This window comes from Bradyrhizobium erythrophlei (assembly GCF_042430365.1).
GTDB lineage: Bacteria > Pseudomonadota > Alphaproteobacteria > Rhizobiales > Xanthobacteraceae > Bradyrhizobium > Bradyrhizobium erythrophlei.
The window spans coordinates 1-13,600 of the sequence record NZ_JBHMET010000114.1; the positions used below are offsets into that span (position 1 = coordinate 1).

A 13,600-nucleotide genomic window follows, 5' to 3' on the forward strand; every position below is an offset into this window, starting at 1 on the left:
CGCCCGTCTCACCCGATTGAGGGGCGCGTCGCGATCGTCACGAGTGTTGCGGTGGGATGCGGTGGACGCCGAGTTGCGTGACTGACGAGCACGCAATGCAGCGGACGGTGAAGTCGTGTGGTCCCGACGCCCCAGTGGTTGGTGTCGATTTCCTGGGAAGCTAATGCTTCTCAGGGATGACGGTGACAAAAAAGCCCGGTCTCGCCGGGGAGAGCACGAAGGAAACCGTAAAACCATCGCGCAGGGAAAGCCGGGATTCCGGTTACACCTGTGGTCCTACCCCCGTGCTTTTTGTTGCACGGGACCCATGGGTGCGATCGGCGCCTCACCTGTGGTCCTACCCCTGTGCTTTCTGTCGCACAGGGCCCATGGGTGCGATCGGCACCCAGCTTTCCCTGCGCCCTCTGCTTCGGGAGAGGGTGAAACGAGATGCAAGACTCGGACGCATCGCGCCGCGAGAATGCGGACGCATATCCTCGAACCTGTTTGACAATTGAATCAGATCTTACCCCCGTCATTGCGAGCGAAGCGAAGCAATCCATATCGCCACGAGTGGAGGTATGGATTTCGCTTCGCTTCTCGCAATGACTGCAGAAAGACCCACGTGGCCAGCGCTCACACCGCCTTCGTCAGCGCGCCGTCGATGATCAGATTGGTGCCGGAGATGCGGCTCGCCACAGGGCTTGCCAGGAACACGACGCCGGCCGCGACTTCCTGCGCGGTGCCCATGCGGCCCGTCGGGTTGAGCGCCATTGCCGACTTGAACAGATCGGGCATACCCTTCTCGATGTTCTGCCAGATGCCGCCCTCGAAATAGGTGTTGCCGGGAGACACCGCGTTGACGCGGATGCCGTTGGCGACGAGCTGGTGGCTGAGCCCCTTGGCGTAGTGGATCAGCGCGCCCTTGATGGCGCCGTAGGATCCGGCGGCGAAATCGACCTCGAAGCCCGACACGCTGGAGACGATGATGATCGAGGCCGACTTCGATCTCTCCAGGTAAGGCAGCGCCGCCGCCACCGAATTGACGGTGTGCATCATGTCGGTGCGGAACGACTTCTCCCAGGTCTCCGGCGTGTCGCCGACCGCGAGCGCGCTGACGTTGCAGACCAGGCTGTCGATGCCGCCGAGTTCCTTGGCGGCCGCGTCGATCCAGCCCTTCAGCGCAGCCGGATCGGCCACATCGATCGCGCGGCCGAACGACTTGACGCCCTTGGCGCCTAGTTTCCTGGTCGCGTTGCCGACATCGTCGGCGTTGCGCGCGCAGATCGCGACATTGGCGCCCTCCTCGGCCAACAGCTCGGCGATTGCAAGCCCGATCCCCTTGCTGCCGCCGGTCACCAGCGCGCTCTTGCCCTTCAATCCGAGATCCATGGCCGCCTCCGTGAAAGCTGTCGCGGCCGGCTCTCCAAAGAACCGGCCGCGTGAGCAATTACATCCTGGTCCAGTCGCCGGCGCCCTCGAACGCCGCGGCTGCCCGGTAGATGGTGGTTTCGTCGTAATATTTGCCGACAAGCATCAACCCGATCGGAAGCCCCTCGCTCATACCGCAGGGCAGGCTCATCGCCGGATGTCCCGATGCGTTGAACGGCGCCGTGTTCGGCACCATCTCGAAGGCGCGCTGGATGTAGAGCTCACGCGGCGCATCCGGCGGCGGCAGCGGCGTTGCCTTCATCGGCAAGGTCGGCATCAGCAACAGGTCGCAATTGGCGAGCGCCGCATCATAGGCCGCGCGGAGCTTGCGGTTGAGGTTCTGCGCCTTGGCATAGAAATGGCCGCGGAAGTGCTTTATGAAATACTGGCCGAGCAGCATCGTGATCTTGAGGCTGTCGGACAATTCGTCGGCGCGATGCCGCCAGCCGGAATGCGCATCGAGCAGCGTGGTGTTGTAGAGACCGCGCCAGTTGGTCCCCATGCCGTTGCCCTTCATCATGAACTCGGTCGCGCCTTCGGCCGCTATCGGCAGCCAGATCGCCGGCGCGGCGAGATGCATCGGGATCGAGATCTCGGCCACGGTTGCGCCGAGCTTGCGGAACAGGTCGGCGCCGGCCTTCACCTTGGCATCGACGTCGGCCTCCGAGCTCGGATGGCCGAAGCCCTCCTTGACAACGCCGATGCGCAGTCCCTTGACGCCAGCGTCGAGCGCCTCGGTGTATTTCGAGACCCTCGGCGCCCCCTGCCGCGGGTCGAGGCCATCTGGGCCGGCCAGCACCTCGAGCAGCAGCGCGTTGTCGCGCACGTTGCGCGTCATCGGGCCGGTGTGGTCGAGCGTCAGCTCGATCGGCATCACGCCGGTGTAGGGCACGAGCCCATAGGTGCCCTTCATGCCGTAGACGCCGCTGAACGACGACGGGATGCGGATCGATCCGCCCTGGTCGCCGCCGATCGCCATGTCGACCTCGCCGGTCGCGACCACGACCGCACTGCCCGAGGACGAGCCGCCGGCCGAATAGCCCATCTTGCGTGGGTTATGCACCGGCCCCGCCGCGCAGGTGTGGCTGCCGCCGGAGAAGCAGAAATACTCGCAATGCACCTTGCCCATGATGGTGCCGCCGGCATCGAGCATGCGGGTGACGATGGTGGCGTCGGTGTCGGGGATATAGCCCTCGAGCGTCGAGGCGCCGTTCATCATCGGCACGCCGGCGAGGCTGATGTTGTCCTTCAGCGCGATCGTCTTGCCGGCCAGCTTGCCGCCCGGCGCACCCTTGACCTCGGTCTTGATGTACCAGGCGTTGTGCTTGTTCTCCTCACCCTCCGGCCGGTAGCCCGGCGTCCGCGGATACTTCACGGCCGGCACGTAGTCGGCCATCGCGTCGACCGCGTCATAGGCAGCGTAGTTGGGCTGCATCAGCGCATCGTAGGATTTCAGCTCGGCATCGCTCATGGTCATGCCGAGATCCTCGGCGACAGAGCGCAGCTGATCGAGAGTGGGTCGTCTTACGGCCATGAGCGTCCTCCCTTAGGGTTGTTATCGTGAGACAAGCAAAATCAGGCGGTGATGCCGATAAACTCCCCGACCAGGCTCGCATCGTGGAGATCGTCGGGCTTCACCTCCTGGGTGATCCGGCCCTTCTGAATGACGAGGATGCGCTGCGACAACGCAGCGATGAAATCGAGATTCTGCTCGACCAGGATCATGGTCAGGCCGCTCCGGTCGCGCAGCCGCTGCAGCGTCTCGACGATCTCGTCGATGATCGAGGGCTGGATGCCTTCGGTCGGCTCATCGAGCAGGATCAGGCGCGGCTTGCCGCACAGGCAGCGCGCGATCGCAAGCAGTTGCTGCTCGCCGCCCGACAGCGCGCTGCCGGGACGATCCAGCAGATTGTCGAGGCGCGGAAACTCCTCCAGTACCGCCGCGATGGTCTCGATCTCGTCGCTTCCCGGCAGCTTGCTGCAGCCCATCCGCAGATTGTCGTAGACGGACAGGCCTGGGAAGATGTCCCGCCCCTGCGGCACATAGCCGATGCCGAGGCGCGCACGGCGATAGGGCTCGAGCGCGGTGATGTCCCTGCCCTCGAACTGCACGCGCCCACCCGTGAGCGGCAGGAAGCCCATCAGCGCCCGCAACAGCGTCGTCTTGCCCATGCCGTTATGGCCGAGGATACCGATGAACTCGCCTTCGTTGACCGCAAAGCCGACCCCGTTGAGGATCGGAATGCGGCCGTAGCCGGTGCGTACGCCCTGGACATCGAGCATCATGCGGCCTGCTTCCCGAGATAGATGTCGCGCACCAGAGGATTGCGCATGATGTTCTCCACGGAATCCTCGATCAGGATGCTGCCGCGGTTGAACACGGTGACCTGCTTGGCGATCATGCGGATGAACTGCATGTCGTGCTCCACAACGATCAGCGCCTTGGTCCGGTTGATCTCGCGCACCAGTTCGGCGGTCTTCAGGACCTCCTCATGCGTCATGCCGGCGGCCGGCTCATCGAGCAGGATCAGCTCGGGATCGGTCGAGAGCACGAGCCCGAGCTCGACCCATTGCCGCTGGCCGTGGGCAAGCTGGCCGACCACGCGATCCGCCGCATGGGACAGCCCGACGCGCTCGAGCATCTCGTCGACCAGGCGTTTCGCGCGCTCGGCGGAATTGAGCCGGCTCGCCGCGAGCCAGATGTTCTCGCGCACGGACAACCCGTCGAACACGCTCGGCACCTGGGTCTTGATCCCGATCCCGAGCCGCGCGATCTCATGGGCATACGAACGGGAGATGTCCTGGCCGCGAAACAGCACCTGGCCGTGGCTCGGCTCGAGTTGGCCGGTCAGCATCTTGAAGAAGGTGCTTTTGCCCGCGCCGTTCGGCCCGATCAGGCAGCGCAGCTCGCCCTCCGCAAGCGTGAAGTCGACATTGTTGACGGCCTTGACGCCGCCAAAATGCATCGAGAGGTCGCGGGTCTGGAGCAGCGGTGCGACCATCGCCCTACTCCGCCTGTTGCGGCTCGAAGCCGCGTTGCTTGCGCTCGCGCCGCAGCCGGAGCAGCCATTGCCCGAGATCGGCCAGCGTCGGCACCAGTCCTTTCGGCACCAGGAGCACGAAGGCGATCAGGATGACGCCGAAGATCAGCGGCACGTTGGCGAAGATTTTCGACCACAAATCCGAGCCGCCGCTTGGCTGGTTGGCGCCGAGCGCCGCGCTCAGCCACTGGATGCCGATGCAGCCGATCACCGGGCCGATCAGCGTGCCGCGGCCGCCGACGATGACCCAGATGATGATCTGCGCCGATTGCGCGAGCCCGAAGATGGTCGGGCTGACGAAATTGCCCCAATTGGCGAACAGGCATCCGGCAAAGCCCGCCAGCGCGCCGCCGATGGTGAAGGTTGCAAGCTTGTAACGGCGCGGATCATAGCCGAGCAGCTCGGCACGGCGTTCGTTCTCCCGGATGCCGACGATGATGCGGCCGAACTGGCTTGCGAGCAACATCCGCAGCCCGAAATAGGTCAGGAGCAGCGCGCCGGTCGACAGATAGAACATCCCCTCCAGGTCGATCGTCGCTCCCTTGCTGAACGGCCAATTCAGCGGCGGAATCCCGGGAATGCCGTTGAAGCCGCCGAGCCGCGCGCGTCCGATGTGGAATTCCGGGCCGGCGGTCGAGTTGATGGCGTTGAACAGGATCAGCGTCACCGTCAGCGTGATGACGCCGAGATAGACGTCGCTGATCCGGCCGTAGAACATGAAGTAGCCGAGCAAGGCGGCGAACGCCGCCGGCAGGATGGTGGCGAGGACAAAGGGCACCGTGCTGTCGCCGATGTTGAACATCGCGATCGCATAGCTGTAGGCGCCGAGGCCGAAGAACGCCGACTGGCCGAAGCAGAGGATGCCGCCATAGCCCCAGATCAGGGCCAGGCTCAACGCCAGGATCGCCATGATCATGTAGACCGTGAGGTCGAGCACCACGTCGAGCTCGGCAAGGCGCGGCGTCGCGAACATGAATGCGAGACCGACGATGGCGACGGCGGCAAGACCAAGACGATTGAGGCTGCGGCCGTTCACAGGCCTCTCCGGAAGAAGCGGCCGGTGATGCCTTGCGGCAATAGCCGGATCAGGACGATCGCGGCGGCGAGCAAGGCCACCTCACCGAACACGGGTGTGGTGACGAAGGTGGCGATTTGATTGATCGTTCCGAACAGCGTCGATGCGGACAGCGTGCCGCTCAGGATGGCGGCGCCGCCGCCGATCACGGTGATGAAGGATTTCGCCACATAGGCAACGCCGATGGTCGGAAACACGCCGGACACCGGCGCCACCACCGCGCCGGCAAGCCCGGACAATGCCGCCCCGATTCCGAAGGTCACGGCGTAAACCCGCGGCGGGTTGACGCCAAGCGCCGCCGCCATGTTGGCATTCTGCATCGTGCCGCGCGCGATCAGGCCGAGGCGGGTCCAGCGCATCACCGTGAAGATCGCGCCCAACACGACCACCGCCACCGCGATCACGAACAGCGTGTAGGCACTGGTGCGATACGCGCCGATCTGGATGCTGCCGAGCGGAGCCGAGATGCCGACCGTGGTGTTGCCGAAGATCGCGGTCGTCAGTCCGACCAGGAACAGGCTCAGCCCCCAGGTCGCGAGCATGGTGTCGATCATCCTGCCATAGAGAAAGCGAATTATGGTCCGCTCCACGATCAGCCCGATGACGCCGACCACGATCGGCGCAACGACCAACATCGCAATCCAGATGCTGATCCCGTGCGAGGTCGCGACGATCGCCGCGTAGCCGCCCAGCATCAGGAATTCGCCATGTGCGAGATTGATCACCCGCATCATGCCGAAGATGATGGCCAGCCCGACGCTGATCAGCGCCAGGCTGGCGATCGCATAAAGCACCTGGATGGCAAGGAGAGCGACGAGATCCACGTGCGCCTTTCCTATTGCAAGACCTGTCGGTCGAGGTCAGATCTTGATCACATATTGCTGGTTGTCGTTCGGGTTCTTGATGAGGTCGCAGACCGCCGCGGTGTCAGCCGGCTTCTGCTGGGCGAAATCCTGGAGCACCTTGAGCTTCTTGTCGCTGACCTCGGCGATATGGACGTCGAGCACGCAGTGATGCGTCGGCGGATCGATCGTCACCTTACCGGAGGGGGCGTCGATGCTGATCCCGGTCTCCAGCGCCTCGATCACCTTGGTGCGGTCGACGCTGCCGGCCTTCTTGACCGCCTCGGCCCACAGTCGGAACCCCTGATAGGTGCCCATCGCGAGCTCGGTAATGTTGGGATAATCGGCCCCGAAGCGCTTGTGGAAACCGGCGACGAACTTCTCGTTGACCGGGTTCTTGAGGTCCTGGAAGTAATTGTAGCACACCAGCATGCCGTTGCATTCCTCTGGCGAGAGCACGATGTGCTCGTTGCCGACGGCAAACGTGGTCGAGGCCATCGGAATGCTCGCGCGCATGCCGGCCGCGGCCCACTGCCGGTAGAACGAGATATGCGCGCCGCCGACCAGCGCCGACCAGACGAAGTCCGGCTTGGCGGCCTGGATCTTGGAGATGGTCGGGCCGAAATTGGTGACGTCGAGCGGGAAGAAATCGATCGAGGCGACCTCGCCGCCGTTCTCCAGCACGTATTTCTTCACCCATTGCGAGGTGATCTGGCCGTAATTGTAGTCGGCAGCGACCACGTAAACCTTCTTGCCCCATTTCTTCATGGCATAGGGCACGAGCTTCTCGACGGTTTGCGCCGGCGTGACGCCGGTGTCGAACTGGTTGCGGTCGCAGACGCCGCCCTCATACTGGGTGTTGTAGAAATAAAGTGTCTTGAAGCGATCGAGCACCGGGCGAATGACCTCGCGCGAGGCCGAGGTGATGCCGCCATGGACGACGGCGACCTTGTCCTTCAGCGCGGCTTGCTGGGCGAACTGGGTGTAGAGCTGCATGTTCGACTGAGTGTCGTAATTGATCAGCTTGAGCTGGCGTCCCAGGACGCCGCCCGCGGCATTGGCCTCCTCGACCGCCAGCGTCAGGGCATCGACCATCGGCTTGCCGTAGATGTCGAGACCGCCGGAGAGATCGTGGATGCTGGCCACACCGATCGCATCCTCGGCGAAAGCCTGCGTGGCGAACGCGCCGAAGGCTGCGGCCGCGGCGCTGGTTTGCAGGAAATGTCTGCGATGCATGCTCATTGGTCACCCCCTTCGTTTGTGGAAACGTCGTCAGACCAGGTACTTCTTCAGGATGGATGCGCCGACCGTGTATTTCGGATCGACCATGTTGCCGAGCCGGATGCGGGCGGCCTGGCTGAGCAGCATGTAGGCGTCGATCTCGTCAAAGCCGTATTCGCCGCTCATCCAGCGAACCAATTCGCGGTAGGCGATACGCGCGGCGTCTTCGAGCGGACGCGCGCTGCCGATCGTCATCAGGAAATTCTCGGTCTCAAGGCGCGGCCACGCGAACGACCAGCCCTTGATCACATCGATATGCAGCGTCACGGTCGCCCGTTGCTCGATCGCAACGCCGGACAGCTCGCCGTCGCCCTGCGCCGCATGGCAATCGCCGACGTAGAGCAACCCGCCTTTGACATGCACGGGAACGTAAAGGATCGCGCCCGGCGCCACGTCAGGCAGGTCCATGTTGCCGCCGTGATAATCCGGCTGCAGCGAGGAGATCGCCTCGATCTCCGGCGAGATTCCGATCGTGCCGATGAAGGGCTGGTACGGCAGCGTGATCTTGTCGTTCCAACGCACGCCGCTCTTGTCGACATGCACCTTCTTGACCCGTTCCGGCAAAGGCGGGTTGAGCATCGCCGTCGCCGCGGTCCCGACCAGGCCACCGAACTCCGGTATGATGCAGGTGGTGCCCGCGGGCTGCTCGCCCCGCGTCTCGACGGCAATGATCTGCACCGCCAGACAATCGCCCTTCTCGATCCCGTTCACCGCGATCGGGCCGCATTGCGGGTTGAGGTACGGGAATGTCAGCTTCGCGGTCGGACTGTCCTGTTCGCTTTTGATGACGCCGCCGAAGGCATCTTCGGTCTCCACCACGACCACGTCACCGGGGTTAATGGTCAGCACCGGCTTGGCATAAGGCCCATAGACATAGTGAAACGCGCCTTGCGCGGCGATCGGCAATTCATGGCGCCGGCCAATGTCACCCCTGGCGACGCCGCGCCTGGTCATAATCGACGTCTTGAGCCAGGAATCATTGGTCATGGCCATTGTCTTAGTTCGCAAGCAAATTGGTGTCGGAGCGGATCATGGGGTCGCGCGCGCCTAATTCAACTTCCAGTCGCCGCCGGCCTCGATCGCCGCGGCAAGCCTGATCAGAGTCGCCTCCTCGAAGTGCCGTCCGACCAGCATCAGGCCGACCGGCAAGCCATTGACACGCCCGCATGGCACCGTGAAGGCAGGATGTCCCGACACGTCGAACGAGCAGGTGTTGGCCTGCATGTTGAGTGCAACATCGATCACGGTGTTGAGCGGCGCATCGGCCGGCGGAATCGAGGTTGCCGTGAACGGAATGGTCGGCATCACCAGCGCGTCGAATTTCTCCAGGGCCTCGTCATAGGCGCGGCGCAGCAGCACGCGCAGGTTCTGCGCCTTCGAGTGGTAACGCCCGTGATAGTTGCGGTGCATATACTCGCCGAGCATCAGCACCAGCTTCACCGTAGGCGACACATCGTTGATCCGCGTTCCCATGCCGCGGGCGAGCGCCTCCTGCATCGACAGCGGATAGTAGCCCGGAACGTTGTTCCCGACGCCATAGCCCTTGAGCATCATCTCGGCCGCCCCCTCGAGGATGACGCCGCTCCAGACATGCGGCCCGTCGAGGTGCCAAGGCACGGAAACCTCAGTGCTTTCAACGCCGGCCCTGGCCAGCGCCGCAATCGTCTGTTTGACCTTCTCGTTGACCGTGGGATCGCTCTCGGGATGGCCAAATCCCTCACGCAGGACGCCGATGCGCAAGCCCCGCGCGGGCTTTGCCAGCGCGCCCATATAGTCGCCGGTGCGCGCGGCGATCGTCCGGGTGTCCCAGCCGTCGTGGCCCGCGATCACGGTGAGCAGGCGCGCGACGTCCTCGACCGATGCGCAGATCGGACCGCAATGGTCGACCGAATAGCTGATCGGCATCGATCCTGTGGTCGGCACCAAGCCCCAGGTCGGCTTCAGGCCGCAGACGCCGCACCAACTCGACGGTGTGCGGATGGAGCCGCCCTGATCGCCACCAAGCGCCATCGGCACTTCGCCGGCTGCCACGAGGGCCGCGCTGCCGCCGGAAGACCCGCCGGCACTATGCGCGGGATTGTGCGGATTGCGGATCACGCCGGTCGCGCAGGTATGGCTCGCGCCGGAAAAGCAGAGATCCTCGCACGCCGCCTTGCCGGCGATCGTGCCGCCGGCATCGAGAATGCGCGTCACCACCGTGGCGTCGATCTCAGGCACATAACCTTCGAGCAGGGCCGAGCCGTTCATCATCGGGACGCCGGCGACGCAGATATTGTCCTTGATCGCGACCTTCTTCCCGCTCAGCAGCCCGTCGCGGCCGGTTTTGATCTCCGTCTTCCAGTACCACGCGCCGTAAGGATTTTCGGACGGCGGCGGTCGGTAGCCCGGCGCGCGCGGCACCACCGGAGCGAGCGCCGGCGCGACCAGTTCATCGAGCCGGCCGTAAGAGGCGAGCGGCCCTTTGAAGGCTTGCTGGAAGCCGACGACCTCATCTGTCGTCAGCACCAGACCGAAATCAGCGGCGAGTTGGTCGATCTGCTCGGACGTCGGAAGGCGAACTGCCATGCTTCAACCCTGTTTCTTATCGTTTTGGCAGACAAACGCAAAAAGCCACCCGTGGCCCGCAAGGGCCCCGAATGGCTTCACTGCCGTAGCTATGATGGTCGCGTCAGATTACGTGGCAGAGCAAAGCTTGGAGCATCATCACTCAGACGACGTCGGCTGTGCGACAACTCATTGCAATGCACGTATTTATGTCGACAAGGATTGTGTCTTAGTCTCATCTGGCTTGTCAATGTGACGAGAGCTGCTTTTTTGAGCTGCGTCGCATCATTCGCGTGCAGCACGCCCGACAACAGGACGGCTCCTGTCGCGATGAAGACAGGTACAAGACCTTCCCGGACTTCGCAGATGTCAAAGCCGTCGATCCCTCTCGGCCTCGTATTTTCCCGATCGGGCCCCTACGCGATGATGGGGCGCGAGATGGAGAAGAGCGCGCTGATGGCCGTCGACGAGGTCAATCAGAGCGCGGAATTCGACTTCACCTTCAGCCCGCATTTGCGCGATCCCGGCGGCCATGTGCCGGCCTATCACACAGCCTGCGACGATCTCATCCGCGGACAGCGGGTCGAGCACATCGTCGGCTGCTACACCTCGGCATCGCGCAAGATGGTCATCCCGATCGTCGAGCGCACCGAACGCCTGTTGTGGCACCCGGCGCGATACGAAGGTTTCGAAAGCAGCGACAACGTCATCTATGTCGGCGCCGCCCCGAACCACGCGGTCGTGCCGCTGGTCAGGTACATGCTCGAGCACATCTCCCGCGACGTCTTTTGCGCGGGCTCCAACTATGTCTGGACCTGGGAAACCAACCGCGTGCTGCGCGAGATCGTGACCAGCGCCGGCGGCCGCATCCTTGCAGAACGTCTGCTTGAGCTCGGCGAGACCGCGGTGGATCACATCGTCGACGAGATCCTCGACCGCAGACCGCCGGCGATCTTCAACACGTTGGTCGGCGAGTCGAGCTACGTGTTCATGCGCGCGCTGCACGAAGCGTCGGTTCGCGCCGGGCTCTCGATCCCGATGCTGAGCTGCAGCCTGTGCGAGCCGGAGCTGAAGATGATCGGCCCGGCGGCGTCGGTCGGCTTCGTGACCTCGTCGGCCTATTTCGAAAGCATCGAGGGTGCCGAGAACCGCGCCTTCGTCGCGCGCTGGAAGGCGCGCCACGGCGCCGACAGCCTTGTGTCGGTGGACGGCCAATCCACCTATGTCTGCGTCATGCTGCTGGCACGAGCGATCCGCCGCGCCGGCTCGTCCGACGTCGCAGCCGTGCGGCGCGCGGCGGCCAATCATCGCTACGATTCCCCGCAAGGGCCGATCTGGGTCGATCCGGATAATAATCACTGCTTCCTGACACCGCGGCTCGCGCGCTCGGTGCCCGGCTATCAGTTCAGCATCTTTTGGGAAGCGGATGCGCCCGAGCGTCCCGATCCGTACCTTTCCAACCTCGACCTCGCCTCAATCGGCGCAAAGCTCGGCAAGCGAGGCGATCCTTCCGCAAACTGGCCAACCCACCTACGGGTCGTAAAATGACAAGACCATCGCCCTTCTCCGTACGCGGCCGTCATGCCCTCCTCATGATGCGCGACGAGCGCGAAATCTCGATCGTGCGGCGGCAGCTCCATCGTCTCGGCATGTCGATCACCGAGATCGATCCGGAGCGACCGGCTGCGGCGGATGTGGCCGGTGATGTGATCGTGCTGGATGCGGACAGTATCCCGATCAAGGCGGAGGCCGCGCCGCCCCTGAAGACCGACCTACCGGTGATCGCCCTGATCGGCACCGAAACGCCGAGCCGGCTGAAATGGCTGCTCGATCTGCAGCCGGCCTCGTTCCTGATCAAGCCACTGCGCTCGGCCGGGCTCTACACCGCGCTCGTGGTCGCCTTCGACTGCTCACACCGCCGCAAGGAAGATGCAGCCCATCTCGAGAAGCTGGAAGATCGCATTCGCTCGCGCCGCGTCGTGTTCGGCGCGGTGCTGCAGTTGATGCGCAGCCATGCGCTTTCGGGAGACGATGCCTTCACGCTGCTGCGGCAGACCGCGATGCGGCATCGCACGACCATCGAGCAGCTCAGCGCCGACATGGTCGCCCTTGGCGGGATGCCGAACCGCGGCAGCCGGACCGCATGATCAGGCTGCCTTCTCCTTGCCGAGAATGAAGCGAGACGCGCGCTCGCCGATCATCATCGTCGGCGCGTTGGTGTTGCCGGAGACGAGGCGCGGCATGATCGATGCATCGGCGACGCGCAGCCCCTCGACGCCGCGCACTTGCAGTTCCTCTGAGACCACCGCCATCGCATCGTCAGGCGCGCCCATCTTCGCGGTGCCGGAGGGATGAAACACGGTCTTCGAGATCGCGCGCACATAGTCGGCGAGCGCCGCCGGGTCCTGCTCCAGTCCGGGCTGCGGCAGCACGCGCCGCTTGATCAGTCGCGCCAGCGACGGCGCCTCCGCAATGCGGATCGCAAGCTGAACCCCGCGCACCAGCGTATCGACATCGGCCTGCTCGGCGAGCGAGTTGGCCACGAACAGCGCGGCGTCAGCCGGATTGCGCGACCGCAGGCGGACCGTTCCGCGCGACTGCGGACGCAGCACGCAGGGACCGATCGAGATGCCGTGTCCTGGCTCGGTCGGACGATCGGCAAACCCGTTGAAGGTCGGCAGCACGTGAAACTGGATGTCCGGCTCGCCGGAGCCTGCGGTATCGGCAAAGCCGCCCGACTCCACCACGGTCGACGTGAGCAGCCCGGTCTTGGTCAAGATGTACTGCAGCATATGCGACGCGGCGCGCAATCCCTTGTCCTCACCGAAGATCGAGATCGGGTCCCTGGTCTCGCACTGAACGGTCGCCTCAAGGTGATCCTGGTAGTTCTCGCCGGCTCCCGGCAGATCGGCCACGACATCGATGCCGTGCTCGTGCAGATGCGCGGCCGGTCCGATACCCGACAGTTGCAGGATCTTCGGCGTCGCGAGCGCGCCCGCGGTCAGGATCACCTCACGCTTTGCCGCAACCGTCGATCCGTCCTCGAGCAGCACGCCGGTTGCCCGCTTGCCATCGAACAACACCTTGTGGACGCGCGTCGCGGTCCTGATCGTCAGGTTGGCCCGCCCCTCCGCCTTGCGCAGGAAGGCCTCGGCGGCACTGCGGCGACGGCCGCGGCGCGTGCTCGTCTGGTAGAAGCCGACACCTTCCTGTCGGGCGCCGTTGAAATCCTCGTTATACGGAATGCCCGCTTCCTGCGCGGCGCGAATGAAGGCCCATGACAGCGGATGGCCGTAGGCGCGGTCCGAGACGTTCAGCTCGCCGCTCGTGCCGTGATATTCACCCGATAGAGCATTTTCCGACCTGGTGGAATCGGAAGGGATTCCCTTTCGGGGCAAATCGTGATT

Annotated in this window: 12 protein-coding genes; 2 read left to right on the top strand and 10 right to left on the bottom strand. The window is 64.2% G+C overall.

From position 1 onward, the window contains the following. Positions 1–615: 615 nt before the first annotated feature. Genes ACFFWD_RS18050 through ACFFWD_RS18090 form a run of 9 tightly spaced genes read right to left on the bottom strand, consistent with a single transcriptional unit; the run spans position 616 to position 10,214 of the window. Positions 616–1,371 (bottom strand): SDR family NAD(P)-dependent oxidoreductase, encoded by a 756-nt coding sequence (locus ACFFWD_RS18050; RefSeq protein WP_376967464.1) that lies wholly within the window; start codon positions 1,369–1,371, stop codon positions 616–618. Between the two features lie 58 nt (positions 1,372–1,429). Then, on the bottom strand, positions 1,430–2,944 hold the full coding sequence (locus tag ACFFWD_RS18055; protein ID WP_376967466.1) for an amidase: 1,515 nt from the start codon (positions 2,942–2,944) through the stop codon (positions 1,430–1,432). Positions 2,945–2,985: 41 nt separating this feature from the next. After that, a complete protein-coding gene (locus ACFFWD_RS18060; RefSeq protein WP_376967468.1) occupies positions 2,986–3,696 on the bottom strand; it encodes an ABC transporter ATP-binding protein in 711 nt (236 codons plus the stop codon). Further along, the gene (locus tag ACFFWD_RS18065) at positions 3,693–4,412 is read right to left on the bottom strand and encodes an ATP-binding cassette domain-containing protein (RefSeq protein ID WP_376967470.1); all 720 of its coding nucleotides are present in this window, start codon (positions 4,410–4,412) and stop codon (positions 3,693–3,695) included. Before ACFFWD_RS18065 ends, ACFFWD_RS18060 begins: the two co-directional genes overlap by 4 nt. A 4-nt stretch (positions 4,413–4,416) precedes the next feature. Beyond that, the gene (locus ACFFWD_RS18070; protein ID WP_376967472.1) at positions 4,417–5,487 is read right to left on the bottom strand and encodes an ABC transporter permease subunit; all 1,071 of its coding nucleotides are present in this window, start codon (positions 5,485–5,487) and stop codon (positions 4,417–4,419) included. Then, complete coding sequence (locus ACFFWD_RS18075; RefSeq protein WP_376967474.1) at positions 5,484–6,350, bottom strand: branched-chain amino acid ABC transporter permease; 867 nt, start codon at positions 6,348–6,350, stop codon at positions 5,484–5,486. Before ACFFWD_RS18075 ends, ACFFWD_RS18070 begins: the two co-directional genes overlap by 4 nt. Positions 6,351–6,386: 36 nt before the next feature. After that, complete coding sequence (locus ACFFWD_RS18080; RefSeq protein WP_376967476.1) at positions 6,387–7,610, bottom strand: urea ABC transporter substrate-binding protein; 1,224 nt, start codon at positions 7,608–7,610, stop codon at positions 6,387–6,389. Between the two features lie 30 nt (positions 7,611–7,640). Continuing rightward, a complete protein-coding gene (locus tag ACFFWD_RS18085; protein WP_376967478.1) occupies positions 7,641–8,636 on the bottom strand; it encodes an acetamidase/formamidase family protein in 996 nt (331 codons plus the stop codon). 60 nt (positions 8,637–8,696) lie between these two features. Further along, positions 8,697–10,214, bottom strand: a complete 1,518-nt coding sequence (locus tag ACFFWD_RS18090) for an amidase (RefSeq protein WP_376967480.1) — start codon at positions 10,212–10,214, stop codon at positions 8,697–8,699. A 345-nt stretch (positions 10,215–10,559) separates the two neighbouring features. Here ACFFWD_RS18090 and ACFFWD_RS18095 point away from each other — a divergent pair, with 345 nt between their 5' ends. Together ACFFWD_RS18095 and ACFFWD_RS18100 are read left to right on the top strand one after the other, a co-directional pair. Next, entirely contained in the window at positions 10,560–11,741 is a 1,182-nt protein-coding gene (locus ACFFWD_RS18095; RefSeq protein ID WP_376967482.1) for a transporter substrate-binding domain-containing protein, read from the top strand. Continuing rightward, complete coding sequence (locus tag ACFFWD_RS18100) at positions 11,738–12,340, top strand: ANTAR domain-containing response regulator (protein ID WP_376967484.1); 603 nt, start codon at positions 11,738–11,740, stop codon at positions 12,338–12,340. The genes ACFFWD_RS18095 and ACFFWD_RS18100 overlap by 4 nt, the downstream gene beginning before the upstream one ends. On the opposite strand, the gene ACFFWD_RS18105 is transcribed toward ACFFWD_RS18100, so the two are convergent. Beyond that, a partial coding sequence (locus ACFFWD_RS18105) for a GMC family oxidoreductase (RefSeq protein WP_376967486.1) occupies positions 12,341–13,600 on the bottom strand: 1,260 nt, incomplete at its 5' end.

What these genes read in the sequence shown, in the direction of transcription:
- ACFFWD_RS18050 (WP_376967464.1), bottom strand. Translation starts at nt 1,371, where the DNA reads ATGGATCTCGGATTGAAGGGCAAGAGCGCGCTGGTGACCGGCGGCAGC.
- ACFFWD_RS18055 (WP_376967466.1), bottom strand. Translation starts at nt 2,944, where the DNA reads ATGGCCGTAAGACGACCCACTCTCGATCAGCTGCGCTCTGTCGCCGAG.
- ACFFWD_RS18060 (WP_376967468.1), bottom strand. Translation starts at nt 3,696, where the DNA reads ATGATGCTCGATGTCCAGGGCGTACGCACCGGCTACGGCCGCATTCCG.
- ACFFWD_RS18065 (WP_376967470.1), bottom strand. Translation starts at nt 4,412, where the DNA reads ATGGTCGCACCGCTGCTCCAGACCCGCGACCTCTCGATGCATTTTGGC.
- ACFFWD_RS18080 (WP_376967476.1), bottom strand. Translation starts at nt 7,610, where the DNA reads ATGAGCATGCATCGCAGACATTTCCTGCAAACCAGCGCCGCGGCCGCA.
- ACFFWD_RS18085 (WP_376967478.1), bottom strand. Translation starts at nt 8,636, where the DNA reads ATGACCAATGATTCCTGGCTCAAGACGTCGATTATGACCAGGCGCGGC.
- ACFFWD_RS18090 (WP_376967480.1), bottom strand. Translation starts at nt 10,214, where the DNA reads ATGGCAGTTCGCCTTCCGACGTCCGAGCAGATCGACCAACTCGCCGCT.
- ACFFWD_RS18095 (WP_376967482.1), top strand. Translation starts at nt 10,560, where the DNA reads ATGTCAAAGCCGTCGATCCCTCTCGGCCTCGTATTTTCCCGATCGGGC.
- ACFFWD_RS18100 (WP_376967484.1), top strand. Translation starts at nt 11,738, where the DNA reads ATGACAAGACCATCGCCCTTCTCCGTACGCGGCCGTCATGCCCTCCTC.